The sequence below is a fragment of the Jatrophihabitans sp. genome, assembly GCF_036000465.1.
GTDB lineage: Bacteria > Actinomycetota > Actinomycetes > Mycobacteriales > Jatrophihabitantaceae > Jatrophihabitans.
In genome coordinates, this window is the sequence record NZ_DASYFV010000016.1 from 165,070 (window position 1) to 190,758 (window position 25,689).

At 70.6% G+C, this 25,689-nt stretch carries 23 protein-coding genes; 8 read left to right on the top strand and 15 right to left on the bottom strand.

Going from position 1 to position 25,689, the window contains the following annotated elements:
* Positions 1-48: 48 nt before the first annotated feature.
* Both VGN18_RS06605 and VGN18_RS06610 read right to left on the bottom strand, forming a co-directional pair.
* Complete coding sequence (locus VGN18_RS06605; protein ID WP_327538864.1) at positions 49-1,527, bottom strand: ATP-binding protein; 1,479 nt, start codon at positions 1,525-1,527, stop codon at positions 49-51.
* Positions 1,527-3,203, bottom strand: coding sequence for an FAD-dependent oxidoreductase (locus tag VGN18_RS06610; protein WP_327538865.1), 1,677 nt, complete (start codon positions 3,201-3,203; stop codon positions 1,527-1,529). The genes VGN18_RS06605 and VGN18_RS06610 overlap by 1 nt, the downstream gene beginning before the upstream one ends.
* A gap of 70 nt (positions 3,204-3,273) precedes the next feature.
* Here VGN18_RS06610 and VGN18_RS06615 point away from each other — a divergent pair, with 70 nt between their 5' ends.
* Together VGN18_RS06615 and VGN18_RS06620 are read left to right on the top strand one after the other, a co-directional pair.
* Positions 3,274-3,666: a GNAT family N-acetyltransferase gene (locus tag VGN18_RS06615; RefSeq protein WP_327538866.1), complete on the top strand. Its 393-nt coding sequence runs from the start codon at positions 3,274-3,276 to the stop codon at positions 3,664-3,666.
* 38 nt (positions 3,667-3,704) lie between these two features.
* On the top strand, positions 3,705-3,932 hold the full coding sequence (locus tag VGN18_RS06620) for a DUF5652 family protein (protein ID WP_327538867.1): 228 nt from the start codon (positions 3,705-3,707) through the stop codon (positions 3,930-3,932).
* A gap of 75 nt (positions 3,933-4,007) precedes the next feature.
* Here VGN18_RS06620 and VGN18_RS06625 read toward each other — a convergent pair whose 3' ends face one another.
* On the bottom strand, positions 4,008-4,523 hold the full coding sequence (locus tag VGN18_RS06625; protein ID WP_327538868.1) for a hypothetical protein: 516 nt from the start codon (positions 4,521-4,523) through the stop codon (positions 4,008-4,010).
* Positions 4,524-4,708: 185 nt separating this feature from the next.
* Here VGN18_RS06625 and VGN18_RS06630 point away from each other — a divergent pair, with 185 nt between their 5' ends.
* Positions 4,709-7,321: a hypothetical protein gene (locus VGN18_RS06630; protein ID WP_327538869.1), complete on the top strand. Its 2,613-nt coding sequence runs from the start codon at positions 4,709-4,711 to the stop codon at positions 7,319-7,321.
* 70 nt (positions 7,322-7,391) lie between these two features.
* Positions 7,392-7,649, top strand: coding sequence for a hypothetical protein (locus tag VGN18_RS06635; protein ID WP_327538870.1), 258 nt, complete (start codon positions 7,392-7,394; stop codon positions 7,647-7,649).
* Here the strand turns inward: VGN18_RS06635 and VGN18_RS06640 are convergent.
* From VGN18_RS06640 to VGN18_RS06660, 5 genes are all read right to left on the bottom strand, one after another.
* Entirely contained in the window at positions 7,630-8,781 is a 1,152-nt protein-coding gene (locus VGN18_RS06640; RefSeq protein ID WP_327538871.1) for a GAF domain-containing sensor histidine kinase, read from the bottom strand. The two genes, VGN18_RS06635 and VGN18_RS06640, sit on opposite strands and share 20 nt — an antisense overlap.
* Positions 8,782-9,014: 233 nt before the next feature.
* Positions 9,015-9,320: a 2TM domain-containing protein gene (locus tag VGN18_RS06645; RefSeq protein ID WP_327538872.1), complete on the bottom strand. Its 306-nt coding sequence runs from the start codon at positions 9,318-9,320 to the stop codon at positions 9,015-9,017.
* 87 nt (positions 9,321-9,407) lie between these two features.
* Entirely contained in the window at positions 9,408-9,740 is a 333-nt protein-coding gene (locus VGN18_RS06650; protein ID WP_327538873.1) for a TfoX/Sxy family protein, read from the bottom strand.
* Between the two features lie 78 nt (positions 9,741-9,818).
* Positions 9,819-11,723: a kelch repeat-containing protein gene (locus VGN18_RS06655; RefSeq protein ID WP_327538874.1), complete on the bottom strand. Its 1,905-nt coding sequence runs from the start codon at positions 11,721-11,723 to the stop codon at positions 9,819-9,821.
* Between the two features lie 4 nt (positions 11,724-11,727).
* On the bottom strand, positions 11,728-12,147 hold the full coding sequence (locus VGN18_RS06660; RefSeq protein ID WP_327538875.1) for a hypothetical protein: 420 nt from the start codon (positions 12,145-12,147) through the stop codon (positions 11,728-11,730).
* An 84-nt stretch (positions 12,148-12,231) separates the two neighbouring features.
* Between VGN18_RS06660 and VGN18_RS06665 the strand changes: the two genes are divergently transcribed.
* The 3 genes from VGN18_RS06665 to VGN18_RS06675 are packed head-to-tail and all read left to right on the top strand — an operon-like array spanning position 12,232 to position 15,723.
* Entirely contained in the window at positions 12,232-12,681 is a 450-nt protein-coding gene (locus VGN18_RS06665) for a DUF309 domain-containing protein (protein WP_327538876.1), read from the top strand.
* Positions 12,678-13,796: an FAD-dependent oxidoreductase gene (locus VGN18_RS06670; protein WP_327538877.1), complete on the top strand. Its 1,119-nt coding sequence runs from the start codon at positions 12,678-12,680 to the stop codon at positions 13,794-13,796. Before VGN18_RS06665 ends, VGN18_RS06670 begins: the two co-directional genes overlap by 4 nt.
* 52 nt (positions 13,797-13,848) lie before the next feature.
* Positions 13,849-15,723 (top strand): glycosyl hydrolase family 28-related protein, encoded by a 1,875-nt coding sequence (locus VGN18_RS06675; RefSeq protein WP_327538878.1) that lies wholly within the window; start codon positions 13,849-13,851, stop codon positions 15,721-15,723.
* 8 nt (positions 15,724-15,731) lie between these two features.
* On the opposite strand, the gene VGN18_RS06680 is transcribed toward VGN18_RS06675, so the two are convergent.
* The 3 genes from VGN18_RS06680 to VGN18_RS06690 all read right to left on the bottom strand — a co-directional run bounded on the left by VGN18_RS06680 (position 15,732) and on the right by VGN18_RS06690 (position 20,297).
* Positions 15,732-16,154 carry a hypothetical protein gene (locus VGN18_RS06680; protein WP_327538879.1) on the bottom strand — a complete coding sequence of 141 codons (423 nt, stop codon included), beginning with the start codon at positions 16,152-16,154 and terminating at the stop codon, positions 15,732-15,734.
* A 107-nt stretch (positions 16,155-16,261) separates the two neighbouring features.
* Positions 16,262-18,718 carry an aminopeptidase N gene (gene pepN / locus VGN18_RS06685; RefSeq protein WP_327538880.1) on the bottom strand — a complete coding sequence of 819 codons (2,457 nt, stop codon included), beginning with the start codon at positions 18,716-18,718 and terminating at the stop codon, positions 16,262-16,264.
* 385 nt (positions 18,719-19,103) lie between these two features.
* Complete coding sequence (locus tag VGN18_RS06690; protein ID WP_327538881.1) at positions 19,104-20,297, bottom strand: permease; 1,194 nt, start codon at positions 20,295-20,297, stop codon at positions 19,104-19,106.
* Positions 20,298-20,549: 252 nt separating this feature from the next.
* Between VGN18_RS06690 and VGN18_RS06695 the strand changes: the two genes are divergently transcribed.
* Positions 20,550-20,735 (top strand): hypothetical protein, encoded by a 186-nt coding sequence (locus VGN18_RS06695; protein WP_327538882.1) that lies wholly within the window; start codon positions 20,550-20,552, stop codon positions 20,733-20,735.
* A 32-nt stretch (positions 20,736-20,767) separates the two neighbouring features.
* Here VGN18_RS06695 and VGN18_RS06700 read toward each other — a convergent pair whose 3' ends face one another.
* The 4 genes from VGN18_RS06700 to glnA all read right to left on the bottom strand — a co-directional run bounded on the left by VGN18_RS06700 (position 20,768) and on the right by glnA (position 25,659).
* Positions 20,768-21,919: a glycosyltransferase 87 family protein gene (locus VGN18_RS06700; RefSeq protein WP_327538883.1), complete on the bottom strand. Its 1,152-nt coding sequence runs from the start codon at positions 21,917-21,919 to the stop codon at positions 20,768-20,770.
* A gap of 450 nt (positions 21,920-22,369) precedes the next feature.
* Positions 22,370-23,689 (bottom strand): alpha-amylase family glycosyl hydrolase, encoded by a 1,320-nt coding sequence (locus tag VGN18_RS06705; protein ID WP_327538884.1) that lies wholly within the window; start codon positions 23,687-23,689, stop codon positions 22,370-22,372.
* A gap of 78 nt (positions 23,690-23,767) precedes the next feature.
* On the bottom strand, positions 23,768-24,013 hold the full coding sequence (locus tag VGN18_RS06710; RefSeq protein ID WP_327538885.1) for a hypothetical protein: 246 nt from the start codon (positions 24,011-24,013) through the stop codon (positions 23,768-23,770).
* Positions 24,014-24,234: 221 nt separating this feature from the next.
* Positions 24,235-25,659, bottom strand: a complete 1,425-nt coding sequence (gene glnA, locus VGN18_RS06715) for a type I glutamate--ammonia ligase (protein ID WP_327538886.1) — start codon at positions 25,657-25,659, stop codon at positions 24,235-24,237.
* Positions 25,660-25,689 lie beyond the last annotated feature (30 nt).

The following is a 25,689-nucleotide window of genomic DNA, read 5'->3' on the forward strand; positions in this document are numbered from 1 at the left end:
CGACCACCGAAGGCCGTCTGTGCTCACGACCCGCTCCGCACGCGTCACTCATGCTGCATCCCCTCCGATGGCGTCGCCCGGCGTGACCAGCGCGGTGACGGTGGCCGGTCCCTCGATCGGCAGCCGTACCCGGAATGTCGTCTCGCCCGGCCGAGACTGCACCGACAGGTCGCCGTGGTGCTTCTTCACGACGATGCGCCACGAGATGTCGAGGCCGAGGCCGGTGCCCTCGCCGACCGGTTTCGTCGTGAAGAACGGCTCGTAGATGCGAGTCACGATCTCGGCCGGGATGCCCGGGCCGGTGTCGCCGATCTCGACATCGATCATCGGCTGGTCGGGCACCCGCGTGGTGCGCACGGTGAGCGTGCCCGCGCCGTCCATCGCCTGCAGCGCGTTGTCGATCAGGTTCGTCCAGACCTGGTTGAGCTCGGCGCCGTAGACGGGGATCTGCGGCAGCGATCGGTCGTAGTCCTTGACCACCTGCACGTCGGGCGTGATCTTGCGGCTGAGCATCACGAGCGTGCTGTCGAGCAGCTCGTGCACGTCGAGCACCTGGTAGGGCGCGCGGTCCATCTGCGAGTACTGCTTGGCCGCGGCGACGAGCGTCGAGATGCGGGTCGTCGAGTCCTCGATCTCGTTCATCAGGAGCTCGGTCTCGAGCGTGTAGTTCAGCCACCGCACCGCGCCCTCGAGCATCGCCTCGTCGACAGTGGCGGCGACCTGTTCGAGCCAGCCGACGTCGATGCCGGACTGCACGAAGGTGGGGGCGAGCTGAAAGCCGTCGCGGATGCCGCGGTCGTCGAACCAGGCGGACAGCGCGTCCTCGCGGTCGGACGCCTCGAGCGGCGAGAGGTCGGGGGCCTTGGCCACCTGCTCGGCCGCGCGCTGCTGGAGCTGGATCAGGGTCTCGAGCTGGTGCCGGTCCCACGCGCCGCCGGCGATGGTCGCGAGCTTGTTCCGCATGTGCATGACGCGATCACGCAGCGACGACGTGGCGCGCACCGCCGCCGCGGCTGGGTTGTTCAGCTCGTGCGTCAGGCCGGCCGACAGCGAGCCGAGGGCGAGCAGTCGCTCGCGCTGGCCGACGGTGCTCTCGCGCTGCTGGGCGCCGAGGAAGAGCCCCTCGAGCAGGTGGACGGCCATCGGGAACCAGTCGCGGACGGCGGCGGCGAAGTCGTCGGCCGACAGTACGAAGAAGCGTGAGGGGCGGTGCACGAGCACGGTGGCGTTGTAGCGCTGCGACGAGCGCTCGCCGAGGTAGGACGCCCACGCGCCGACGTACACGCCGCGCTGGTCGGTGCGGTTGATCTCGACGTCCTCGTTGCCGACACGTCGCGTCATGGACAGCGAGCCGTCGATGAGCACGAAGAAGCAGGTAGCCGGATCGCCCTCGGCGATCAGCTGGCCCGTCTCGTACATCTCGATGCGGCCGCGCTCGCAGAGCCAGCCCAGCTGCGCGTCGGTGAGCTTCTCGAACAGGAACAGCGTGCGCAGCTCGGCGGCGTCGCACGGCTTCGTCTGCACCATCACAACCCCTCGATATAGCGGTGGACGAGCATCACGGCCATGGCGCCCTCGCCGACGGCGGAGGCGACGCGCTTCGCGGACTCCGCGCGCACGTCGCCCGCGGCGAAGACCCCGGGCACGCTCGTCTCGAGGTGGAACGGCGCGCGGTCGAGAATCCATCCCGGCGGCAGCGTCTCCGGTCCGCCGAGGTCGGGGCCGGCGACGACGAATCCCCGGTCGTCGCGGACGACGATGCCGTCGAGCCAGTCGGTGCGCGGGGCGGCGCCGATGAACACGAACAACCAGCTCGCGTCGACCGTCTCCTGCGTCCCGGCCGCGTTGTCGCGCAGGGTGAGCTGCTCCAGATGGCCGTCACCGTGCGTCTCGACCACCTCGGTGCAGGTGCGCACGTGGATGTTCTCGACCGCCTCGATCTGCTGGATGAGGTAGTACGACATCGACGCCTCGAGCGACGTGCCGCGCACGAGCAGGGTGACCGAGCGGGCGCCGCGGGCGAGGTGGATCGCGGCCTGGCCGGCGGAGTTGGCGCCCCCGACGATGTAGACGTCGTTGTCCTTGCAGTTGGCCGCCTCGGTGAGGGCCGAGCCGTAGAAGACGCCGCGTCCGGTGAGTTCGGCGCAGCCCGGGGCGGCGAGCTGACGGTAGGAGACACCCGTCGCGAGGATGACGGTGTGCGCGTCGATCGAGCCGCCGTCGGCGAAGCGGACGGTGCGGCCCGGGCCGTTGACCTCGAGCCCGACGACGTCGCGGGTCGTGATGAGTTCGGCGCCGAACTTCACCGCCTGCCGTCGAGCCCGGTCGGTCAGCTGCGCGCCGGAGACGCCGTCGGGGAAGCCGAGGTAGTTCTCGATGCGCGAGCTCTGCCCGGCCTGCCCGCCCGTCGCGGTGCGTTCGATCAGGACGGTGCGGAGCCCCTCGGACGCGCCGTACACGGCCGCGCCGAGACCGGCCGGCCCACCGCCGATGACGACGATGTCGTAGAAGTCCTTCTCCGGCGTCGTGCTCAGCCCGACGTGCTCGGCGAGCTCGCCGTCGGTCGGTGCGACCAGGGCGGCGCCGTCGGGGGAGACGACGAGCGGCAGCGTCTGGCCGTCGGCGCCGGCGGGGTCGATCAGCCGGCGCCCCTCGGGGGAGTCGACGAGGTACCAGCGGTAGGGCACCTGGTTGCGGGCGAGGAACTCGCGCACCTCCGACGAGCGGGCCGACCAACGGTGCCCGACGACCTTGGTCTCGGGCACCGGCCGGTAGTCGCTCGCGGCCCACGCCTCGAGTTGGGCGTCGATGACGGGGTAGAGCTTCTCCTCGGGTGGGTCCCACGGCTTGAGCAGGTAGTAGTCGAGGTCGACGACGTTGATCGCGTCGATCGCGGCCGAGGTGTCGGCGTAGGCCGTGAGCAGGATGCGCCGGGCGCCGGGGTAGATGTCCATGGCGGCCTCGAGGAACTCGAGACCGCTCATGCCGGGCATGCGGTAGTCGGCGAGCAGCACCGCGACGGCGTCGCCGCGCAGTTTCATCTCGCGCAGCGCCTCGAGGGCCTGCGGGCCCGACTCGGCCCGCACGATGCGATGCCGGTCGCCGTAGCGGCGGCGCAGGTCGCGCGCGACGGCGCGCGAGACCCCGGGGTCGTCGTCGATGGTCATGATGGACGTGCGGGCGGCGGTCGGTGCCGCGGTCATGCCGAAGTCACGCGTTCCAGCCTACGGTCCGGCTGCGGACCGTGGGGGCGGATTCACCGGATTCCGAACCATGAGACTCTGCGCCCGTGGACGACCTGGCACGATCACCGTGTCGAGCGGTGACGATCGCGAACTCGCGCGCCTGCTGCTCGCATATCACCGGCAGACCGAGGCCGAGAAGGGCGTGCCGGTCGCGGGGTGCGTGGTGGTGACCGGGCCGAAGGACGGCAGCTGCGAGATCAAGCGGTTGTGGACCGATCCGCGGTTCCGAGGCCGGGGTGTCGCATCGCGCCTGATCGAGGTGGCCCGCCGGCGTGCGGCTGCGGCCGGTGTCGCCACCGTGCACCTGACGGTCTGGCAGTGGAGGGCCGACGCCATCGCGCTGTACGAGCGACTCGGCTTCCGGCGGTCCGCGTCGTGGGAGGAACGGGACGGCCTCACGCGTATGGAGTGGGACGTGTGACCCTGGTCGCCGGTGATCAGCCGGGGCAGGCTGAGTGCGTGCCCAAGAAGAAGAAGTGGAGCGACCTCAGCCCCGGCGTCAAGCGGCTGATCCTGGTCGGCGGTGCCGTGGACGGGACGTTGAAGGTCGCCGCTCTGGTCGATCTCGCCCGTCGGCCGGCGAGCGAGATCCGCGGTTCCAAGGTCGCCTGGGCCACGGCGATCACGGTCATCAACTCGGTCGGCGTGGTGCCCGTCGTCTACTTCGTGCGCGGTCGGCGTCGCTGACCAGATTCCGGAGCGACCGGCACCGACAGAGCGGCCGACTCTCCACGGTCTCGCGACCTCGGGGCAGCCGGACCCTCAGGCTCCGCACGTCCCGATCGACGACTGGTGATCGTCGCAGAACGTGGTGTTGAAGAACGAGTCGGTGAAGACCCCGTTCTTCACCGAGACGCTGCCCTTGTCGCCGAGGTTCGGCGGCTTGGGCGCGGACTTCGGATAGTCCGGGAAGACGTTGACCGACAGGACGACGGCGTCGGCGCGGGCGTCGGCCTTCGGGCCGCTCGGGTTGCTCAGCTGCAGCACGAGGTCGTACTGGAACGAGCAGCAGCCGTCGCTCACGGCCTCGGTGACGACCCCGGCCGGGCTCACTGCCAGTTGGCGGGTATGACCCGACCAGGGTCCGAGGAAGGCGCTGAAGTCGGGGGCTGACGCGCTGGATGCCGGCTTCGGCGCCGGGGCGGTCACGGTGACCGTGCGAACCGCCGTGGCCGTGACGGTCGCGTGCACCGTCGCCGTCCGGGTCAGCACCGCCTGCCCGGTCGTGGTGCTGCTCGAGCACGCGGTGAGCACGCCTGCGAGCAAGAGCAGCGACATCGGTCGACCGTTCACAGCGGCAGTACACCACAGCGGAGACGCGCCCAGCACTCGATCTTGAACGTCCGGCGAGCGGTTGACACGCAACCGAACAACAGCGAATAGTCCGATTCATACGGGTCAGCGAGATTTGTTCCGACGCTCGCCCGGCACCGCGACCACCTAACGTCGGAAAGGTCCGCCTCATGCCTCGTCGCACACTCGCCGTGCTGTCCGGATTCGTCGCTCTCGTCGGGACGACCGTGCTCGCCACCGCCGCCCAGGCCTCGCTGCCGCGAGCCGCGGTCACGCCGGGTCTCGCCTCGGGGCCGGAGGTCTCGGTGTCCACGCGACTGGCCGACCGGCGCGAGGTCGCGGCCGGCACCCGGGCCTACTCCATCGGCTTCGAGGACGGCCGCTTCTACGCCAACGGCTGGCACATCACCGGCGAAATGGGCGGCATCTGGACCCCACCGATGAAGATGCTCGACGGCGTCTGGTTCGGCCTGGACAACCAGTGGATCGGCCCGGCCACGAAGTTCTCCAGCGGCCAGGGCTACACCCGCTTCGACCTGCCCGGGACGGCCGGCCTGCAGGTGCAGCGCACCGACTTCGCGCCCGACGGCACCCGGGCCGCGCTGTTCGGCCTGACCATCACCAACCCCGGCGGCGCCCGCACCGCGAAGCTCAGCGTCGACGCGCACTCCGAGCTGATGGGGCAGTACCCGTGGGGCTTCAGCACCACGCCCAACGCGAAGGACAACCTGCCCGACACCGGCACCTACGACGGCCGGGACCTCACCTTCACCGATGACGGGACGATTCCCGGCGGCGCGGAGCATCACTACGCCGCCGTGGTCGGCACGTCGCTCAAGCCCGACACCGGCGCGATCGGCCACCAGTACTACGGACCGCAGCCCGGCCACCGCTGCACCGGCACCGAGCCGGGCGCGCCCGCCGACCCGAAGCCGTCCGCGTGTGACGACGGTCCGTTCGGCAACGGCACCGGCGGCGAGCTGACCTACTCGGTCGACCTGCCGGCCCATCGGTCGCGCACGATCTGGTTGGCCGCAGCCGGTTCCGACGCCGGCCTCGCGTCCGCCCGCCGACAGCTCGCCTCGGCCCTGCACGACCCGACCGCGCAGCTCGCCCACAAGGTCGCGACCCGGGCCGCCCTTGCGAAGCACACCACGCTCTCGCTGCCGGGTGACCCGCTGACCGCCGACGCGGTCAACTGGGGCAAGCAGAACCTGGCCGACCTGACGCTCTCGGCGCAGAACCTGCAGATCCGCTGGACGAACCAGGGCAAGCAGTTCCCGGCGCCGCTGGGCACGATCCCCGAGGCCACCTGGATCGGTGCCGGCTACCCCGACTACCCGTGGATCTTCGCGACCGACGCCGAGTACTCCGCGTTCGCCGCGGTTTCGGTCGGCCAGTTCGAAGCGATCAAGAGTCACATGCAGACGCTGGCCACGGTCTCCGACCTGCTGAACCACCGCTCGGGCGTCGTCTCGCACGAGACGGTGGCCGACGGCTCGACCTGGTACGGGCACGACTCGCAGACGACCAACGCCGACGGCACCAAGACCAACGACTTCAACACCGACGAGACGGTGAAGTTCCCCAGCACCGTCGACCTCATCTGGCGCTGGACGGGTGACAACGCCTTCCGCGACTCGCTCTACGACTTCAGCATCCGCAACCTGAAGTACGTCGTGAACAAGCTCGACGTCGACCGGGACGGCTGGCCCGAGGGCTCGGGCAACGTCGAGCGCACCGGCATGGGTCAGGAGAAGGTCGACAACGCGGTGTACCTGATGCGCGGCCTGTACGACCTGGCCGACATGGCGCGGGCCAAGCACGACGGCCCGACCGTGGCCTGGACGATGTCGCAGGCCAACAAGCTGCGGGCGAAGTTCGAGAAGGCCTGGTGGTACCCGAGCGCCTCGCAGTACGCCGACTCGCTCATCGACCCGGGCAACGTCCAGTCGTTCCAGCAGTACTGGATCGGGCAGACGCCGATGGAGGCCGAGCTGCACGTCGGCGGGAGCACCGTGCCCGGCGTCGCGTCCTACGACCACGGCGTCGCCGCCCTGGCCGGACGCGAGAACTCCTGCTTCAGCGGCACGGCACCGTTCAGCACCGGCCTGTTCCACACCGGTTGCAGCGGTCCGCCGAGCGGTCAGGGCGAGAAGGTCATCTACGGCCTGACGACGTCGATCCAGTCGGTCGGCGAGGGCAACTACGGACGCCTCGGTGCCGGCCAGCAGCAGCGCTACATCCACGCGCTGGCCGACCCGATGTTCGCCGAGCCGGCCACCGGCGGCACGCCCGACGAGCAGCCCGGCGCTATGCCGGAGATCTTCCCCTCGCCCGACCAGGGCGCCAACATCGACCGCTGCTGGACCTGCCGCTCGATGTTCATGCAGGCGTGGGGCAACTACGGGACGGCGTGGCCGGTGGTGCACCAGTGGCTCGGCGTGCAGCCCGACCTCGGCCGCGGCGCGATCGCGTTCGTGCCGCAGGTGCCGCAGGGCCAGACGACGGTGGCCGCGACCGACATCCGGCTCGGTTCCGGCACGGCCGATGTGCGGGCCACGCACCGCGGCTCGGTGTACCGCACGACGATCACGGTGACCGCCGGGGTCGGCGCGAAGCGGGTGACGATCGGGCACACCCTGCCCCGCGGCACGATGCCGGCGTCGGTCGTGCTGGACGGCCACGCGGTGAGGGACTACATCGTGCGGCAGACGAACCGCGGCAACGAGGTGACGCTGTCGACGACATCGGGCACGCACACGCTGCGCATCACGGCCTGACCTCCGCTCGATCGGCTCGACCCGTCGCCCGAGGAGGTGGGTCGGGCCGCGGCCGACCAGAATCGGGCCCATGGGTTGCCTGATGATCGTGGTGTCGGCCGTGCTGGCCCTCGTCGTCCCCGCGTCGATCGCCCGGACGAGCCTGGTCGGCGCCTATGTGGTGATCGTCGCGCTCGTGGTCGCGGCCGTGACCGGCGTCGTGCTCCGCGCGCGCCGGACCCGCCCGGCGGTGGGGCCGAGCCCGTCGCGCACCGGCCCGGTCGCCGGCATCGGCGCACTGGCCGCGCTCTACGTCGCCGCGGTCACGATCATCCACGTGACCCGCTGACGCGAGGATCGGCCACCCCGGTGCCGATCGGCGCGTGCCAGGTGAGCCGCGTCCCGCCGCCGTCCGGTTCGGAATAGGCCAGCGCCCCGTTGTGGCGCTCGGCCCGGACCGACATGTTGCGCAACCCGCTGCGCCGCTCGGAGTCACCGAGCCCCCGACCGTCGTCGATCACGTCGAGGGTGAGTGTCGAGTCGATGAAGGCGACGCGGACCTTGACGGTCGAGGCCCCGGCGTGGCGGGCGACGTTGGTCAGCGCCTCGCGCAGCACCGCTTCGAGGTCCTCGCCCAGCACGTCGTCGACCGAGGAATCGACCGGGCCGACGAAGCTCACCGTCGGCAGGCAGTCCAGGGCCGGGGTGATGCTGTCGACGATGGCGATCAGCCGCTTCGGCAGCGACGTGCGCCGGACGGAGCGCAGGCTGCGGGGGATCTCGCTGATCAACGACCGGATGCGGTTGCTCGTCGCGTCGAGCGCATCGACCTGGGCGCTGACGATCCGGGCGTGCTCGGGGTCCGCGAGGGCGCCGGCGAGCCCGTGCAGGGTCATCGCGGCGGCGAACAGCTCCTGGATGACGTGGTCGTGCAGGTCGGCGCTGATGCGGGCGCGGTCCTCGACGAGGCGGGCCAGCTGCCGCTCGTCGCGGGCGTGCTCGACCTCGCGAGCGGTGCCGGCGCGGCGTACGAACGCGTCCAGCTCGTCGAGCGCCGCCCTCGTGAACGTCGGCTGCCCGCTCAACCGGCCCACGGCCAGGGCGGCCTCGACGTAGCCGTCGGCCTCGAGCGGCACGACGATGACCGAGCCGATCCGGACCCGCACCTCGGGCGCGGCTCCGCCGCGGTCCGGGTAGTCGGGCACGAGCAGCGGAGCGCCCCTTCGGAACACCGGCGCGGCGACGCTCGCGTCGATGAGCATCAGGTTGCCGACCATGTCCTCGGCCACGGGGCCGAGGGCCGCCTGGATCAGGATGCGGTCCTCGTCGGTGCGGATCGCGACCAGCGCGAAGTCGCCGCGCACGCCGCGCACCGCGGCCCGCATGATGACGTCCAGGCTGTGCCGGGTCGAGGCGGCAGGGTCCAGCGCGGCGGCATGCGCGACGACCCGATCGGAGGGCGCCTGCTTGCCGTCTGACACCTGCACTCCAAGGCGGCGGGAGGTGGCGGGGAAGAGTCCGACCAATCGGACCAGCACCACGGTAGCGACCGCGACGGTGTGCGGACAGGGCGGAGGCCGGCGGCAGAGCAGTACCGCTCGAGCAGGTGGCTTCGGTCGGCCCGCGGGTCGTACGGTTCGGGCCAGAACCCGACGAGGGAGGCGATCCGCCCGTCGTCGGCGGCGGTGAAGACGGTGACGCCGGGTGGTCGCGGCTACCGGTCGCGCTGCAATCGCTGCATCTCGTGCGCGATCGCGTCCTCGTCGAAGTCCTCGGGGCGCCAGACGTCCCAGGCGTTGAGCACCACCCCGATGCCCCAGCCGGCCATCGGGAAGACCGGCCAGAAGAACCCACCGCCGGACGTGACCGCCCAGATGACCACGAGGAACGTGTTCACCAGGACGAAGACCAGCAGGTGCTGACCGAAGTCGCGCCGCTTCTTGAGCCGCTTCACCGCGCGTTCGCGCAGATCGGATTCGGGTCTCGCGGGCTCGGGTTTCGTCAGGTCGATGTCCGTCATCACCGTCTCACCCCTTCGGTCGTCCCTCACCCCACCGTCCCGCCCGACGACGAGCCCCGCCAGAGTCGTTGGACGCAGCCGGGCCGGTCACTTCGGGGGCAGCGATCGGGCGTAGGTGACACCCACGGCGGCCCAGCGCTGCAGGTCGGCGTCGGCGTCGATGCCGGCGACGTCGATCCTGAGCCAGCCGTCCATCGCCCGGCCCCGCATGACGAAGGGAGCGGCGTGCGGATCGGCGCCCAGGGCCTCGGTGTCGGCCGGGTCGACCCGCAGCAGCAGGCCCCCGCGGCCGCTGGCGCTGACCGCCATGTTGCCGTTGATCAGGAAGGCGAGGCCGCCGAACATCGCCTTCTCCGTCAGGTCCGGCTCGGCGGCCAGCACTTCGCGCAGGCGGTTCGCAAGTTCCCGGTCGTAGGCCATGCGGCGAGTGTGGTCCGGACCACCGACAACGCACGGCCCCGCCCCGGTGAGGGGCGGGGCCGTCCGTCGCCTGGGCGCTCAGCCGCGCGACTGCGCCTCTTCGAGACCCTGCCGCGCCTGGTCGTCGGGGTGATCCCGGTCGACCACATTGACCCGTCTGGGCTCGGACACGATGCCGTTCGCGACGACCTCGAGCACTGCGCGTCCGAGGGTGAGACCCGCCGGCACGTGCACCGTCGTGCTCACGGCGGTCGAACCGGTGGCCACGCCCATCGAGGTGTGGTCCGAGGTGCGGCAGTACTCCACGACGCCGCTGGCCGCGTTGCGGATCCGCACCAGCGGGTAGTTCGTCGAGGCCGCGTAGTCATCGCCGTAGCCCTGTGCCTGCGAGAGTCCGTTGAGCTGCCGACCGGTCAGCGTGAAGGTGCTGCCCGGCACGATCGCGCGCGGGCACTTGTCGATGATCGGCCGCCACGCGTCCTGCGGGGCCTCCGGGTTGGTGTAGGCGTAGATCTCGTCGCGGTCCTCGCGGGCCCACAGAGCGTCGCCGTTCGGCAGCGGCAGCAACCGGCCCTTGTACGTCTCTCCGTCGGGGTTCGGCGGGTCGGTCACCCGCGTGATCGCCGTGCCGTCGGTCTCGAAGAACCGCATGCCGGACAGGTAGTTGTTGCGCGACCCGTCCACCGGCGCGACCGGGAAGAGGATCTTGCCGCCGGGCAGCAGCGCGCCCGGGCCGTCCTTGCTGCCGTAAGGCAGCGGGTCGCCATTCTGCGTCGGGATGGTCGGGCCCGCCGACCAGCTGCCGGCCGCCTTCGAGGTCGCGCCCGGTGTGTAGAGCGCGGTCAGGTTGGCGTTGGTGCCGACGTAGAAGGCCCGCCCGTCGGGCAGCAGGATGCCGGGACCGATCTCGGCCGACGCGTTCTCGACGATGTTCGACGGCAACGTCCCGGCCGACACCCAGGTGTCGGTGGCGATGTCGTACTTCTCGGCCTGGCCCGAGCCGTCGGTGCGCACGGTGACGACCGTCGAGTCGGGCATGAGCACCCACGACTCCTCCGACGGTGCGGTGCCCTTGTTCGCCGCGGTCGTCCAGGTGTCGGGCCCGGGCGTGAACACGAAGACGGTCGTGTTGTCGATCTCGCCGAGCAACACGCGTCCGTCGGGCAGCACTGCGAGCGGCGCGTCACCGATCTGCGTGGCGCCGGGGGGCGAAGGCAGCACGGTCCAGGTGTCGGCGACCGGGTCGTAGATCTCGGCCGAGACCGCCTCGTCCTGGCTCTGGCTGCCGCTGCTGTCGCTGTACTCGCCGCCGCACACGAACAGCCGACCGTCGGCCAGCACCGCCGACGCGTAGTACTTGCGGGCGACGTTGCCGCTCGCCACCTGCGTCCAGGCACCGGTGTAGTTGCCGTTCGCGTCGGGCGCGAGCTTCCACCAGTTGTGCGTGCCGTAGCCGCCGGAGTTCTCGTTGAGCAGGATCGATCCGTCGGTCATCAGGAAGACCGGGCCGGCATTGCCCGAGCAGATGATGTGCGTGATCCACTGCCAGGCGAGGCAGACCCACTTGGCGATCCAGTAGGACGCCACGCAGACCCACTTCGCCACCCAGTACCAGGCGAGGCAGACCCACTTGGCCACCCAGTACCAGGCCTGGCACACCCAGTTCGCCACCCAGTACCAGCCCTGGCAGACCCAGTTCGCGACCCAGTAGAACGCGTCGCAGGCCCACGAGCAGGGCCACCAGTCGCAGCACTCGTTGTGCCCCTGGTCAGCCCAGGACGAGCACTGGTTCGAGCCCTGGTCGGCCCAGGACGAGCACTGGTTGGAGCCCTGGTCGGCCCAGGACGAGCACTGGTTCGAGCCGCGGTCGGCCCACGACGCGCAGACGGCCATGCCGCGGTCGGCCCAGCTGATGCATACGGCGTAGGCGACGGTGCGCTTGGACGAGCAGATGGAGGCGATCGACGACCACGTTCCGGGCATGGCGTCACACCCCCTTCGCGAGCAGCGCATCGATCTCGCGGCGGAACTGCCGCCGCGAGCGGGCGAGCCCGTAGGCCTTGCCCGAGCCGGCGCCGACGACCGCGCCGAGGACGGCGAGCGGGCTCAGCGCCAGCGTCGGCAGCACCCGGCCGCCGGTGGCGAGGACGAGGCCGCCGAGCACGAGCACGGCACCGGCGACCATCGCGCGGGCGCCGGTGTCGCAGCCGCACTCGTCGAGCAGTTCGGTGAGTTTCTCGGCAGTGCCGGTGCGCTCGTCGGCGGCCAGGCCGGGCAGGTCGAGCACGACCTGCCGGTGGCGCAGGCCGACGTGGCGATCGCGCGCGGCGACGAGGTCGTCGGTGGTGCGCAGTCTGAGGATCTTCGCCCCGGACGCGGCCGGCACCGGCGTCATGGTGGTGGTCATGGTGTTCCCCCTGAATCCGAATGACCTGAACGGTCGTCGTGCCGTGGAGGAGAGCGTCGGCGCGCGGGGTGATACAGATGGGGGATGACCCGGCCCCGACGCAACACGCGCCCGCGCGACGCGCTGGGCCGCCCGTTGCCCTACGGCAGCGCCGGGGTGACGGGCCCGCCCGAGGGGGTCGTGCGGTCGGGCGCCGAGTCGCTGGCCGAGGCGCAGCGGCTCCTCGACGCCGGCCGGCCCTTCCACGCGCACGAGGTGCTGGAGGACGCGTGGAAGTCCGGGCCGGCCGCCGAACGCGAGCTGTGGCGCGGGCTGGCCCAGCTCGCGGTCGGCATCACGCACGCGGCGCGCGGCAACGCCGCGGGGGCCGCGCGGCTGATCGGGCGCGGGGCCGCGAACGTGGCGGCCCACCGGGCGGTGGCGCCGCGCGACCTGCCGGTCGACGACCTGCTGGCCTGGTGCGCCACTGCGGTCGACGTGATCGGTCGGGGCGTGCCGGTGGCGCTCGAGCCGCCTCGACTGGTGCCGGCATGAGCTACGACGTGCTCGTCATCGGCGGCGGCATGGCCGGGGTGTCGATCGGCTACGAGCTCGCCGCCGACCGACGGGTGGGGCTGCTCGAGATGGAGGCGACGCTCGCGTTCCACACCACCGGACGTTCGGCCGCGATGTTCCTGGAGAGCTACGGCGGCGCGCCGATCCGCGCCCTCACCACGGCCAGCCGCGCGTTCCTCGAGAACCCGCCCGACGACGTCGAGTCGGCGTTGCTGACGCCGCGGGCCATGCTGCACATCGCCGCTGCCGGACGCGGCGAGCAGCTGCGTCAACTGCACCGCGACGTGCTGCCGCTCGTCCCCGACGTCCGGCTGTTCGAGGGCGACGACGTGCGCGCGCTGCAGCCGCTGCTGCGCCCCGGGCACGTCGAGGTCGGGCTGCTCGAACCCGGCGCCATGGAGGTCGACGTGCACGCCCTGCACCAGGGTTACGTCCGCGGGCTGCGCCGGCGCGGCGGCGAGATCGCGGCGTCGGCGGGGATGGTTTCGGCGCAGCGCACCGCCGGCGTGTGGACCGTGACCGACCGCGCCGGCGGCACGTGGCAGGCGCCGGTCGTCGTCGACGCCGCCGGGGCCTGGGCCGACGAGGTCGCGATGCTGTTCGGGGCGCGCCCCGTCGGGTTGCGGCCGCTTCGGCGGACCGCGTTCATGATCGACGGGGTGGCGGGCGGCGACGACGGGCCGATGATCGCCGACATCGACGACACGTTCTACATCAAGCCCGAGGGGCACCAGTACCTCTGTTCGCCGTCGGACGAGACCCCGCAGCCGCCGTCCGACGCGCGGCCGGACGAGCTCGAGATCGCCCGGGCCCTCGACGCGATCGCCGAGGCGACCACCCTCGACGTGCGGCACGTCCGCTCGGCCTGGGCCGGGCTGCGCAGCTTCGTCGCCGACCGCACCCCGGTCGTCGGCCCCGACACCGTCGACGGCTTCTTCTGGTGCGCGGCACAGGGCGGTTACGGCATCCAGACCGCGCCCGCCCTGGCCCGCACCGCCGCGTCGCTGTTGCGGGGCGAACCGGTCCCCGATGACGTCGCTCGGCGCGGTCTTGCCGCCGCCGACCTCGCGCCCGGCCGGCCCGGGTTGCGCTGAGGTTCGACCTCCGGGTCTTGTGCAACGGCGGCGGAACGTGCAGGTTCGGAGCATGTTCTCTCTTCGCAGCCGACGCGGTGCCGGACCGCTCGTGCTCACCCTCATCGCCGCCCTGTGCGCGTTCGTCCCCGTCGCCAGCGCGGCCTCGGCCGCGTCGCTGCCCACCCCGGCCGTGACCGCCGGCCAGCCCGACCTCGGCCCGAACGTCTACGTCTTCGACCCGTCGATGCCGACATCGCAGATCCAGACGACGGTCGACGCGATCGCGGCCCAGCAGGTGCCCAACCAGTTCGGCACCGAGCGTTACGCCCTGCTGTTCAAGCCGGGCGTCTACGGCTCGGCGGCGACTCCGCTCAACTTCCAGGTCGGTTACTACACCGAGGTCGCCGGGCTCGGCCGCAACCCGGGAGACGTCGTCATCAACGGCTCGGTCTACGTGCGCAACCAGTGCGACTCGGGTGGTTGCGTCGCGCTGAACAACTTCTGGCGCTCGCTGTCGAACCTGACGATCAACGTCACCAATCCCGGCGCCGGCTGCTACGCCGGCGAGTTCTGGGCCGTGTCGCAGGCCGCTCCGATGCGTCGGGTGCACGTCAACGGCCTGACGACGCTGATGGACTACTGCACCGGTCCGTCGTTCGCCAGCGGCGGGTTCATCGCCGACTCCCGGTTCGACGGCACGGTCGTCAACGGCTCCCAGCAGCAGTTCTTCGTTCGCAACTCGACGCTCGGCACGTGGTCGAACGGAGTGTGGAACCAGGTCTTCTCCGGCACGGTCAACGCTCCGGCCGAGTGCTTCCCGGCCGGGACCTGCGGTGGTCCGTACACGACCGTCGCCGCGACGCCGGCGAGCCGCGAGAAGCCTTACCTCTACGTCGACGGCGCCGGGGCCTACCGGGTGTTCGTCCCGTCGCCGGCGACCAGGTCGGTGGGGGAGTCGTGGGCCCCCGGCGCGACGTCGGGCCGCTCCATACCGCTCTCGGACTTCTACATCGCGCACCCGTCCGACAGCGTCTCGACGATCAACAACCAGCTCGCCCGTGGTCGCAACCTGCTCGTGACACCCGGCGTCTACGACGTCGGCCGGACGATCAAGGTGAAGCGGGCCGGCACGGTCGTGCTCGGCCTCGGTCTGGCAACGCTCACGGCGCAGGACGGAGCCGTGCCGATGACCGTCGCCGACGTGCCGGGCGTCGACATCGCCGGGCTCACCATCGACGCCGGACCGGTGAACTCACCCGTGCTGCTGCAGATCGGCCGGCGGCACGGCGACGACACCTCCGACACGCGCAACGGCTCGAGCAGCGCCGCGGATCCCACCGGGATCCAGGACGTGTTCTTCCGCATCGGCGGGCCCCACGCCGGTCGCGCGACCACCAGCCTGGAGGTCAACAGCGATCACGTCGTGCTCGACGACATCTGGGCCTGGCGGGCCGACCACGGCACCGGCGTCGGCTGGACGCAGAACACCGCCGGCACCGGCCTGATCGTGAACGGCGACGACGTTTCGGCGACCGGCCTGTTCGTCGAGCACTACCAGAAGTCCGAGGTCGTCTGGAACGGCGAACGCGGCTCGGTGATCTTCTTCCAGAACGAGCTGCCCTACGACGTGCCGAGCCAGGCCGCCTGGATGTCGACACCGACGACGAAGGGCTACGCCGCGCTGGTCGTGTCGACGCGGGTGAAGCAGTTCAGCGGTTCCGGCATGGGGTCGTACAGCTTCTTCAACCAGGGCGTCGACATCTTCGCCGACCACGCCTTCGAGGTGCCTACGACGACACGAGGCGTGCACCTGCATGACCTGCTGACGATCTTCCTCGACGCCTCGCACGGGAAGGGCGGCATCAACCACGTCGTCAACGACACCGGCGGCTCGTCGACCATCGCCAACCCGGACACGCCGGTGACCGTGGTCGACTACCCCTAAATCGCGGATCAGCGGCGGGAGCCGGCCGTCTCGGTGCAGTCGACGAGGGTCGTGGCGAGCGGGTCGCACTCGAGTTCGGCCCAGCTGATGGTGCGTCCGTCGTCGCCGGTGCGCGCGCCACGGTGGGTGGTGAGCGCGGCCATGATCTGCGAGCTCGGCGTGCTCGTCTCGAGCGGGCCGGGCGAGGTGTCCGGCGCGCGGTCGTCGGTCACCGAGATCTCGAGCCGGCTGTGGTGCAGATCGACGAGGAGCTCGACGTGGTGGGCCCCGGCCCGCACGGCGTCGGTGACGAGTTCGCTGATCACGATCTCGGCGTCGTCGGCGACGTCCCACCCCGACGGTCGGAGCGCCGCGATCACCGCCGCGCAGCCGAATCGCCGGGCGGCTGCCGGGGTGTCGGTGCCCGCGTCGAACGCGCGGTGGACCGTCATGCACATGCGCGTCCCCCAACACCGGTTGCCGTGAGGATAGTGGAATCGTCGAGCGGGCGGCATGGGCCGACATCCGCCGACGTCGTCACGGAGGCCCTCGGTGCCGGTTACCCGCGGACGGCGAGCGCCCGGCGCAGGTCGTCGGCACCGTCGGAGGCGGTCCGCCGCAACCCGGAGGGCACGTCGCCGCGGGCGGCCAGCGCCTCGGCCGCGGCGAGCGTGGCGGCGTCGACCGACAGCGCCGGGAAGCACAGCTCGGCGATCCCGGTGAGCGACCAGCCCGTGCGGAACCGCGCCGTCGCCGGGATGTCGGTGAACCACCGCGCCGCGTAGGGCGCGGCGAGCTCCTCCTGGCCCGGCACCCAGATGCCCCCGGCCAGCGCGTTGAGCTGGTACTGCGACAGCTGGCCGGCCGGATCGATCAGCGCCGCCCACGCGTCGGCCTTGGCGGCCGCGTCCGGGCGCAGGGCGCGGCACCGGGTGGCGTGCACGAGGCCCGAGGCCGAGCGGTCGCCGGCATAGGCGGTCTCGATCTGGTCGGGCGTGAGGTCGCCCAGTTCGGCGCGGCGCTCAAGCACGGCCCAGCGCAGCTCGTCGTCGATGTCGAGCCCGGCGACGTCGCTGTCGCCCGTGCTCCAACCCCGCATTGCCGCGATGTCGGTGGTGAGCGCGACCCAGCCCCGGGCCGCGGTCAGCTGGGCGCTGCTGCCCGGCGGCGCGGAGTCCAGCAGGGACCGCACGGCCGCGCCGAGCGTGGTCGTCGCGTCGTCCCGTGCCGGTCCCGGCGCCAGGTAGCGCGGCACGGCGGTGATGATCCAGCGCAGCACTCGGGCGGCCACGACGTCCAGCTCGTCGGCCAGCCCGGCCACCACCGCCTCGACCGCGAGGGACGGGGCGACGATGCCGTCGTCGACGGCGGTGCGCAACGCGTTCCAGACCACCGGACGGGCCTGGCTGTCACGGGTCGTTGCCAGCACGGCGGGCACCCGGGACCACTGGTCGTCGGCCAGGCGGATCGTCGCCCACGACTCGTCCCCGGCGTTGGGCAGCACGATCTCGTCGGCGCCGACCCGACCGATGCCGAGCGGAGCCTCGTCGGCGTCCAGAACGATGTCGTGACGCGCGCCGTACGGCAGCACCGCCACGCTCATCGAGTGCGGCCGGTGCGCGGGCGGGCCGTAGAGGGGCGCCTCGCGACGCAGGGTGTCGCCGTCGACGGTGATGATGTCGACGCCGGCCGTGCGCAGCCACTCGTGTGCCCAGCGGGCGAGGTCGTCTCCGGTGGGCGTGCCCGGCCGGGCGTGGGCGGCCCAGGACGCGACGAGGTCGGCGAATGTCGCGTTGCCGTAGGCGTTGGACGTGATGTGGTGCCGCAGGCCGTCGAGGAACATCTCGTCGCCGAGGTACGCCGCGAGCTGGCGCAGCACGCTGGCGCCCTTGGCGTAGGAGATGCCGTCGAAGTCGTCGAGCGCCGCCTGCGCGTCCTCGGCGCCGTTGCCGGCGACGGGGTGCGTCGTCGCCCGGCGATCGGCCGCGTACCCCCACGCCTTGCGGGCGGCGCTGAAGTCCTCCCAGGCGGGCATGTCGGTGATCTGGGCGGTCACGCGGTGGGCGAGGTACTCGGCGAAGGACTCGTTGAGCCACAGGTCGTCCCACCACCGCATGGTGACGAGGTCGCCGAACCACATGTGGGCCATCTCGTGCACGATCGTGTTCGTCCGGCCCAGCACCTCGGCCTCGGTGGGCTTGGAGCGGAAGATCATCTGGTCGCGGAAGGTGACGCAGCCGGCGTTCTCCATCGCGCCCCAGTTGAACTCCGGGACGAACGCCTGGTGGTACTCGCCGAACGGGTAGCGCACACCGAACAGTTCGTGGAACGCGTCGAGTGAGTCGGCGGTCAGCTGCAGCAGCGCCGGGGCGTCGCGATCGAGCTGAGCCCCGAGCGCGGCGCGTGCGTGCAGGCCGAGAGGGATGCCGTCGTGCTCGCCGCGCACCGAGTGCCACGGCCCGGCCACGAGGGTGACCAGGTAGGTCGAGATCGGCTGCGGGGCGACCAGGCTCCAGCCGCCCGTTCCGGTGGCCTCCGCCGGCCCGTTGCCGAACACCGTCCACTCGGCCGGGCAGGCCACGGTGAACGCGAAGTGTGCCTTCAGGTCGGGCTGGTCGAAGCAGGCGAACCAGCGCTTGGCGTTGTCGACCGACGACGTCGCGCACAGGTAGGTGGCGTCGTCGGCCGGGTCGACGAACTTGTGCAGCCCCTCACCGTCGTGCGAGTAGTGCATGCGGGCGCGGACGACCAGTTCGTGGCGTCCGCCGAGATCGGTGAGTTCGAGCCGCTCGCCGGTGTGGACCGACGGGGGCAGTGGTGTGCCGTCGAGGGTCGCCTCGACGAGCTCGTCGCAGATCAGCTCGACGAAGGTGCTCGGCGCGTGCGCGGTGAAGGTGATCGTCGTCGTCGAGACGAACCGCTCCCCGGGATCGGTGAGGTCAAGATCGACGGCGTAGCGGTCGACCTCGACCTCGCTCGCGCGCTGCTCGGCTTCCTTGCGGGTGAGTGCTGGCACCCGTCCAACTTACGGCGATCACGAACCCGGGGAGAACCGGCACAGAACTCGCCGGCGCGGCGCCATCGTCCGGGTGCGGGCGAGCGCCGGTCGTCGCGCGACCACTGCTCAGAGCACCCGCCGTCGTCGCCGGGGTGTGGCCGGCCGAGCGGGGGGTGCATCGGCCGGACGCACCTTCCTCGGGGTCGAGGACGGCGGGCGCTCCGAGCGGACCGGGGGAACCAGGCGGCTCGACCTCTACGAAACTCCGACTCGGCCCGGGCGGCAAGGCCACGCAGCGAAGGGTCGTTGCGCGAATAACGAAGGTCGACTTCCCGGTCCGCGTGCGTACGGCGGAGCGGCCACTCGTCGCCGGATCCACGTGACCTCCGGGACCGAGCCGACGCTAGGTTCCCTGAGTTCCGGTGCGCGCTTCGCCGTGGTGTTCCATGTCGTCGGGTCCGCCCCCCATCATCGACAGCATCGCGCGGCCGCCGGTGCGCAGGAACCGCAGCACCAGGGCCGCCGCCAGCAACAGGAACGTGACGTTGAGCCAGGTCGTGTAGTTCCAGCTGATCCCGTCGTCGCCGACCGAGGCGTTCCGCGCTCCCTGCGGGATGAGGTGCAGGGGGCCGAAGACGAGCTCGACGGCGTAGCCGGCGGCCACCATGGTCAGGTAGAAGGTCGCGGTGAGGAACGCCGCGACGCGACGGCCGTAGTACTTCGCGTAGATGACGATGATCGGGACGATGATCAGGTCGGCGAAGATGAACGACACGACGCCGCCGAAGCTGATGCCGCCGTTCCACAGCACCGCGGCGAGCGGGACGTTGCCGATGGAGCATACGAAGGCGGCCACCGCCACGACCGGCCCGATGATCGGGCCCCAGAGCTCGGCTGCGATCGGGTGGTCGGTGAAGAACAGCGACTGCCAGAAGGAGTCGGGGATCCAGGCGGCGGCGGCTCCTGCGACGAGCAGGCCGATGACGATGTCGCGCAGCACCGCGGCCCATTCCATGACGAAGTTGTGCGACACCGAGGTGAGACCGTCGGGGGAGGTGAGGCGTCGCCAGAACGAGCCGGTGCCGGTGACGGACATGTCCATCGCGGCGTGCCCCTCCATCGACCCGGCCAGCCCCTTGTCGGCTTGCTCGCGTGCTTCCTCGCGCAGCCGGCGGGTCAGGAACCGCCGGAAGATCAGCGCGAGGAGGACGATCATGAAGGGTCCGCCGACGAACTCGGCCAGCGTGAACTGCCACCCCAGGAGCAGGCCGAGGACGAGCCCGAGCTCGATGACGAGATTGGTCGAGGCGAACTGGAAGGTCATCGCCGCGGTGAGGTCGGCGCCCTTGCGGAACAGCGAGCGGGCCAGCGCGACCGCCGCGTACGAGCACGACGACGAGGCCGCTCCGAGGCCGGTGGCCGTCGCCAGGCTGCGCGGCCGGTCATCGGGCAGCAGCGCCGCGATCGTCGACTTCCTGACCAGCGCCTCGACCACCGCTGACAGGGTGAAGCCGAGGATCAGCGACCACGTGACCTGCCAGGTCATCGAGAACGCGATGCCGAGGGCGTGGACGATGCCGTTCCAGACCGTGCTCATGGCGTGCGCCTCCTCGATCGACCGAACCAATACCCCTTAGGGGTATCTGTGTACTCCGCTCGATGAGATGGGGCAAGTACCCCTAGGGGGTATCCGGTTCGATGGGTGGCGACGCCGGCCGAGCGGCACCGGGCACGGCTCGAGCGAAACCTCGTATCACGACGTCCGGCCTGGGCTCCTTTCCCGCAGAGACGGCACTCCCGACGCCTCCGTCGGCCGGCCCCACTGCGAACAGGCGAAGGGATGATCGACATGCCCACTGATGACCGCTCGGTCCACAACCCCAACAGTCCGATCGGGCAGATCGAGCAGACCGCGGCGCTCGCCGACCGGCTGACCCGACTCACCGGTCGACGTCGCGAGATCGCCCGCTGGCTGGTGGTGCTGTGCTTCACGTTGCCGGCGATCGTCTTCGTCATCTCGGCCTTCGCGCGCTGAGCGTTCGCAGCCTGCCGTTGCGTGCCGAGCGCTCAGGGCGTTCGCCCTGATCGGGGCAACTCCTCAGACATCGAGTCGCCCCCAGCAGTGGCGTCGGCCTCGGGGCGTCGGTTCCACCGGCTCACCACCAGAATCAGGAACGCGACGCCCGCGAGCGGGTACAGCCCGGCGGCGAGCTGATGTCGTGCCGTCAGGTCGGGGTCCTGGCTGTGCTTGAGGGGGGACGACACGTCGCCGTAGGCGTAGAACGCCGCGAACGGCAGCGCGAGCCAGACCCGTTGGGGCATGTCGACCTCGTGGGCGACCGTGGCGAACAGGACCGCGACGGGGACACACCAGACCCAGTGATGTGACCAGGAGATCGGGCTGATGAGCAGCGCCGTCACGGCCGCCGCACACACCCCCCAGATCTCTCCGCGACGTCGGAATCCCACGACGCTGCAGGCCAGGCCGAACACGGTTGCGGCCACGGTCACGACGAGCCCGAGGGTGCCGACATCCGGGCGATCGACCAAGCGCGTCAGGAACCCGTGCAGGGACTGGTTCTGCGAACTCATCGCGTCCCCGACCCGGCTGGTCTCGAACAACGTGCTCGTCCAGAAGCGCAGCGTCGTCCCAGGTAGGAGGACAGCCGAGCCGACGACACTCAGCGCGAAGGTCGCGACGGCCGTCGTGGCGAAGCGGAATCGCCGGGTCAGCACGAGGTACACGACGAAGAACGCCGGCGTGACCTTGAGCGCAGTGGCCAGGCCGAGCGCCACTCCTCGCCCGCGCGCACCGTCAGCGCGGGCGAAATCGCCGAGAACGAGGACAAGGATGAGCAGGTTGATCTGGCCGTAGTGCAGCGAGGTCGACACCGGCTCGAGCCAGATCCCGGCCGCGACCACCACCGGGACGATCGGCGGCGGCACCCTGAGTCCGTCCCGGGTCAGCATCGTTGCGGTCAGACGGGCGGCGACCGCGATGAGGCCGAGGTTGAGCGTGGAGACGAGGACCTGGCACAGCCCGAGCGGCAAGAGCGTCAGCGGAACGAACATCAACGCGGCGAACGGCGGGTAGGTGGCGCGGAGGTCGTACGGCGCCCCGATCGGGCCGTACAGACCGATGTGGTGCACCACGGCAAAGCCTTCGGCCCGGTACACGGCCAGGTCGAGCAGATGCGGATGGAACGCGAACTGAACCACGAGCCACCCGATGCACGACACGGCCGCCAAGGCCCATCCGACGCGCGTCGAGTGGACGGCGGGCCGGTTGTCGACTCGGGAGCTGTTCCCTCCGGTCATGCCGATCGGAGGTCTCCGCTGCGCCATGTCAGCCGAACACAGGCCGGATCCACCAGTTCGACCCGGTCACCGAAATGAACCTCGGCCTCGCCGAGGTCGTTGACCGCGACGACCACCCCGACCTCGCCGGCCCGAACCCGACGGGACCACATGCCGAGACCACGAACCACCGCAACTCGGTCGCCGGCGAACAGCCCTCGGTGGAGTCCACCCGATTCCGGTTCAGACCTGGCGCCCATGTCTGGAATGTGCCCTATCTGTGTGCTCGGTTATCCCGCTCGATCAACGATCGTATCGGCGCACAGAATGTGCGCTGCGGTGAGACCGGTCGGCGACGGCTGTGGCCCGTGGTCAGCCCAGAACGGCCCATCCGTGTGCGGGAACGGTCCAGCCGCCATTGCTGCGGTGGGCGGTGCCGGCCAGCAGTTCACCGGCCGAGGTGCCCTCGACGCGGAGAGCCGTCTCGTCGAGGTTGAGCGCGAGGATCAGGTCATCGGCCGCGTGGACGCGGAGGACGAGGGCCTCGTTGCGGAGCAGGAGCGTTTCACTGCGGGCCTGGTGAAGCCACGGGTGACGGCGCCGCAGGCCGATCAGCTGCTGATGCAGTCGGAACACCTCGGCGGCCGCATTCTCCAGCGGCAGAGGTGTTGCCGGGAACGCCGGTCGAACGGCGTCGTCGCCGCCGATCCGGTCCTCCTTGACCGCGCGCAGCCCCTGCTCGTCGCCGTAATAGATCGACGGTGTTCCGCCCAGCACCATCAGCAGGGCGAGCGCGTGGGGGTGGTGTCGGGGGTCCGAAATCTGGCTGGCCAGCCGCGTGACGTCGTGATTCCCGACGAACGTGTACGGGACGAAGGTGTCGAGCAGGTCGTTGTGCCGACGCAACGTCCAGTCGAGCTCGAAGAAATTGCGGGAGTCCAGGGCGCTCCAGATCGCTTTCCACAGCTCGTACTGGGTGACCGAGTCGATGCCGGAGCGCCGTACGTAGTCGGCGTAGTCGCCGTGCAGGACCTCGCCTACGAAGTAGGCATCGGGATGGCTCTCCCGCACCGGCGGCAGCACCGCGTGCCAGAACGACGGCGGTACCGCGTAGGCGGCGTCCAGGCGCCACCCGTCGACGCCGAGATCCAACCAGTGCCGCATCACGCAGCGGACGTGATCTGCGACGGCGGGATCGCCGTGGTCGAGGGCGACCAGCTTGGCGTGTCCCTCGAACGTGGCCAGGCGGCCGTCGCGGTCCCGCCGGAACCATCCGTCGCGACTCCCGCCCTGTTCCAGCTCAGCCTCCCGGACCCCTGGGAACCCGCGTCCGACGTGGTTGAACACCCCGTCGAGCAGGATTCGCACTCCGTTCCGATGCGCGGCGTCGACGAGGCGGCGAAACCCGTCGGCATCGCCGAGCCGCGGATCGACCGCGAAATGATCGAGGGTGTCGTAACCGTGGCTGCCCGACTGGAAGATCGGCCCCAGCGCGAGTCCGTTGACACCGAGTTCGACGGCGTGATCGAGCCAGCCGGAAAGGTGATCGAACCCCCCGCCCGGCGTTCGATCCTCGCCACTCGTGTCCGCTCCGACGAAGCCCAACGGATAGACGTGCCACCAGATGACGTGCTCGACCCAGCCGGGTGCAGCCCGCGGACCGGGTGTCGCCTCAGGCGCGGACGAGTCCATCACGCACCGACCGCCCCGCACGGATGACCGCCCCTGCACCGAGTCGGTGAACTCGGAGCAGGGGCGGCTCGGGTCAGGTCAGTACCGCTCAACGGGCGGCTCGGTGTAGGTGGTTCGGGTGGCGCCGGCGGGGGTCTCGTGCACGACGTCCGTACGTCGCCGCATGCTCATGAACACCACCTCGGCCAGCAAGCCGATGATGCCCACGACCATGAGGATGACGCCGGCGGTGTTCACGTTGAATCCGTGCGTGCTGTGCACCGTGATGGCGAACTTCAGGATCGCGCCGATGGCGATGAGGGTGAGTGCTGCGCCGATGCGCATGAGACGCCCTTTCGTTGGTGCGCGGGTCCCGCGCGTTCGATCACGGCATTCCCGCTGAACGCGGATCGGTAACTCCGGGGTGGCGTCATGGGGCCGCCCTAGCGGCCGCGATCGCGGCACGTCCGGAGATTCTTGCGGACTATTTGCGGACTGAACCAGGATCATCGACGAATTAAACGACTGGAGGCCCCGGAATCCGGGGCCTCCAGTGCGGTCACGACTCAGCAGTCGTAGTAGAGCTCGAACTCGTGCGGGTGCGGGCGCAGGCGGATCGGGTCGATCTCGTTGGCGCGCTTGTAGCTGATCCAGGCCTCGATCATGTCCTCGGTGAACACGCCGCCCTCGGTGAGGTACTCGTGATCGGTCTCGAGGCGGTCGAGGACGGCCGGCAGCGAGCCCGGAACCTGCGGGATCGCGGCGGCCTCGTCCGGCGGCAGCTCGTAGAGGTCCTTGTCGACCGGCGCGGCCGGCTCGATCTTGTTCTTGATGCCGTCGAGACCGGCCATCAGCATCGCCGAGAAGGCGAGATAGGGGTTGCACGACGGGTCCGGGACGCGGAACTCGATGCGCTTGGCCTTCGGCGAGGTGCCGGTGATGGGCACCCGGATGCAGGCCGAGCGGTTGCCCGCGCTGTAGACCAGGTTGACCGGCGCCTCGTAGCCCGGCACCAGGCGGTGGTATGAGTTCACCGTCGGGTTGGTGAACGCCAGCAGCGACGGCGCGTGGTGCAGCAGGCCGCCGATGTAGTAGCGCGCCATGTCGGAGAGACCGGCGTAGCCGAGCTCGTCGTAGAACAGCGGCGAGCCGTCCTTCCACAGCGACTGGTGGCAGTGCATGCCCGAGCCGTTGTCCCCGAAGAGCGGCTTCGGCATGAAGGTGGCGGTCTTGCCGGCGGCCCAGGCGACGTTCTTGATGATGTACTTGAACTTCTGGACGTCGTCGGCCGCGGCCTGCAGCGTGTTGAACTTGTAGTTGATCTCGGCCTGGCCGGCGGTGCCGACCTCGTGGTGCGCCCGCTCGAGCTCGAGACCCGCGTTGATGAGCGCGAGGCTCATCTGGTCGCGCAGGTCGGCGAAGTGATCGACCGGGGGCAGCGGGAAGTAGCCGCCCTTGTAGCGCGTCTTGTAGCCGCGGTTGCCGCCCTCCTCGACGCGACCGGTGTTCCAGGCGCCCTCGATGGAGTCGATGTGGTAGTAGCCCTCGTTCTGCTTCGTCTGGAAGCGGACGTCGTCGAAGACGTAGAACTCGGCCTCGGGGCCGAAGTAGGCGGTGTCGGCGATGCCGGTCGAGCGCAGGTACTCCTCGGCCTTCGCGGCGACCTGGCGCGGGTCGCGCTCGTAGGGCTCACCGGTTCGCGGCTCGACGATGGAGAAGTTCAGGTTCAGCGTCTTGGCGGCGCGGAACGGGTCGACGAAGGCCGTCGCGGGATCCGGGATCAGCTTCATGTCCGACTTGTGGATCGCGGCGAACCCGCGGATCGACGAGCCGTCGAACATGGCGCCCTCGGTGAAGAAATCCTCGGGCAGCGTCGCGGCCGGCACGTTGAAGTGCTGCTGCTGACCAGGGAGGTCTGTGAAGCGGACGTCGATGAACTCGACACCCTCGTTCTTGACGAAACGCAAGACCTCGTCGGGACTAGTGAACATCCGTCCTCCGTTGAACAGTGTTGGTGTCGC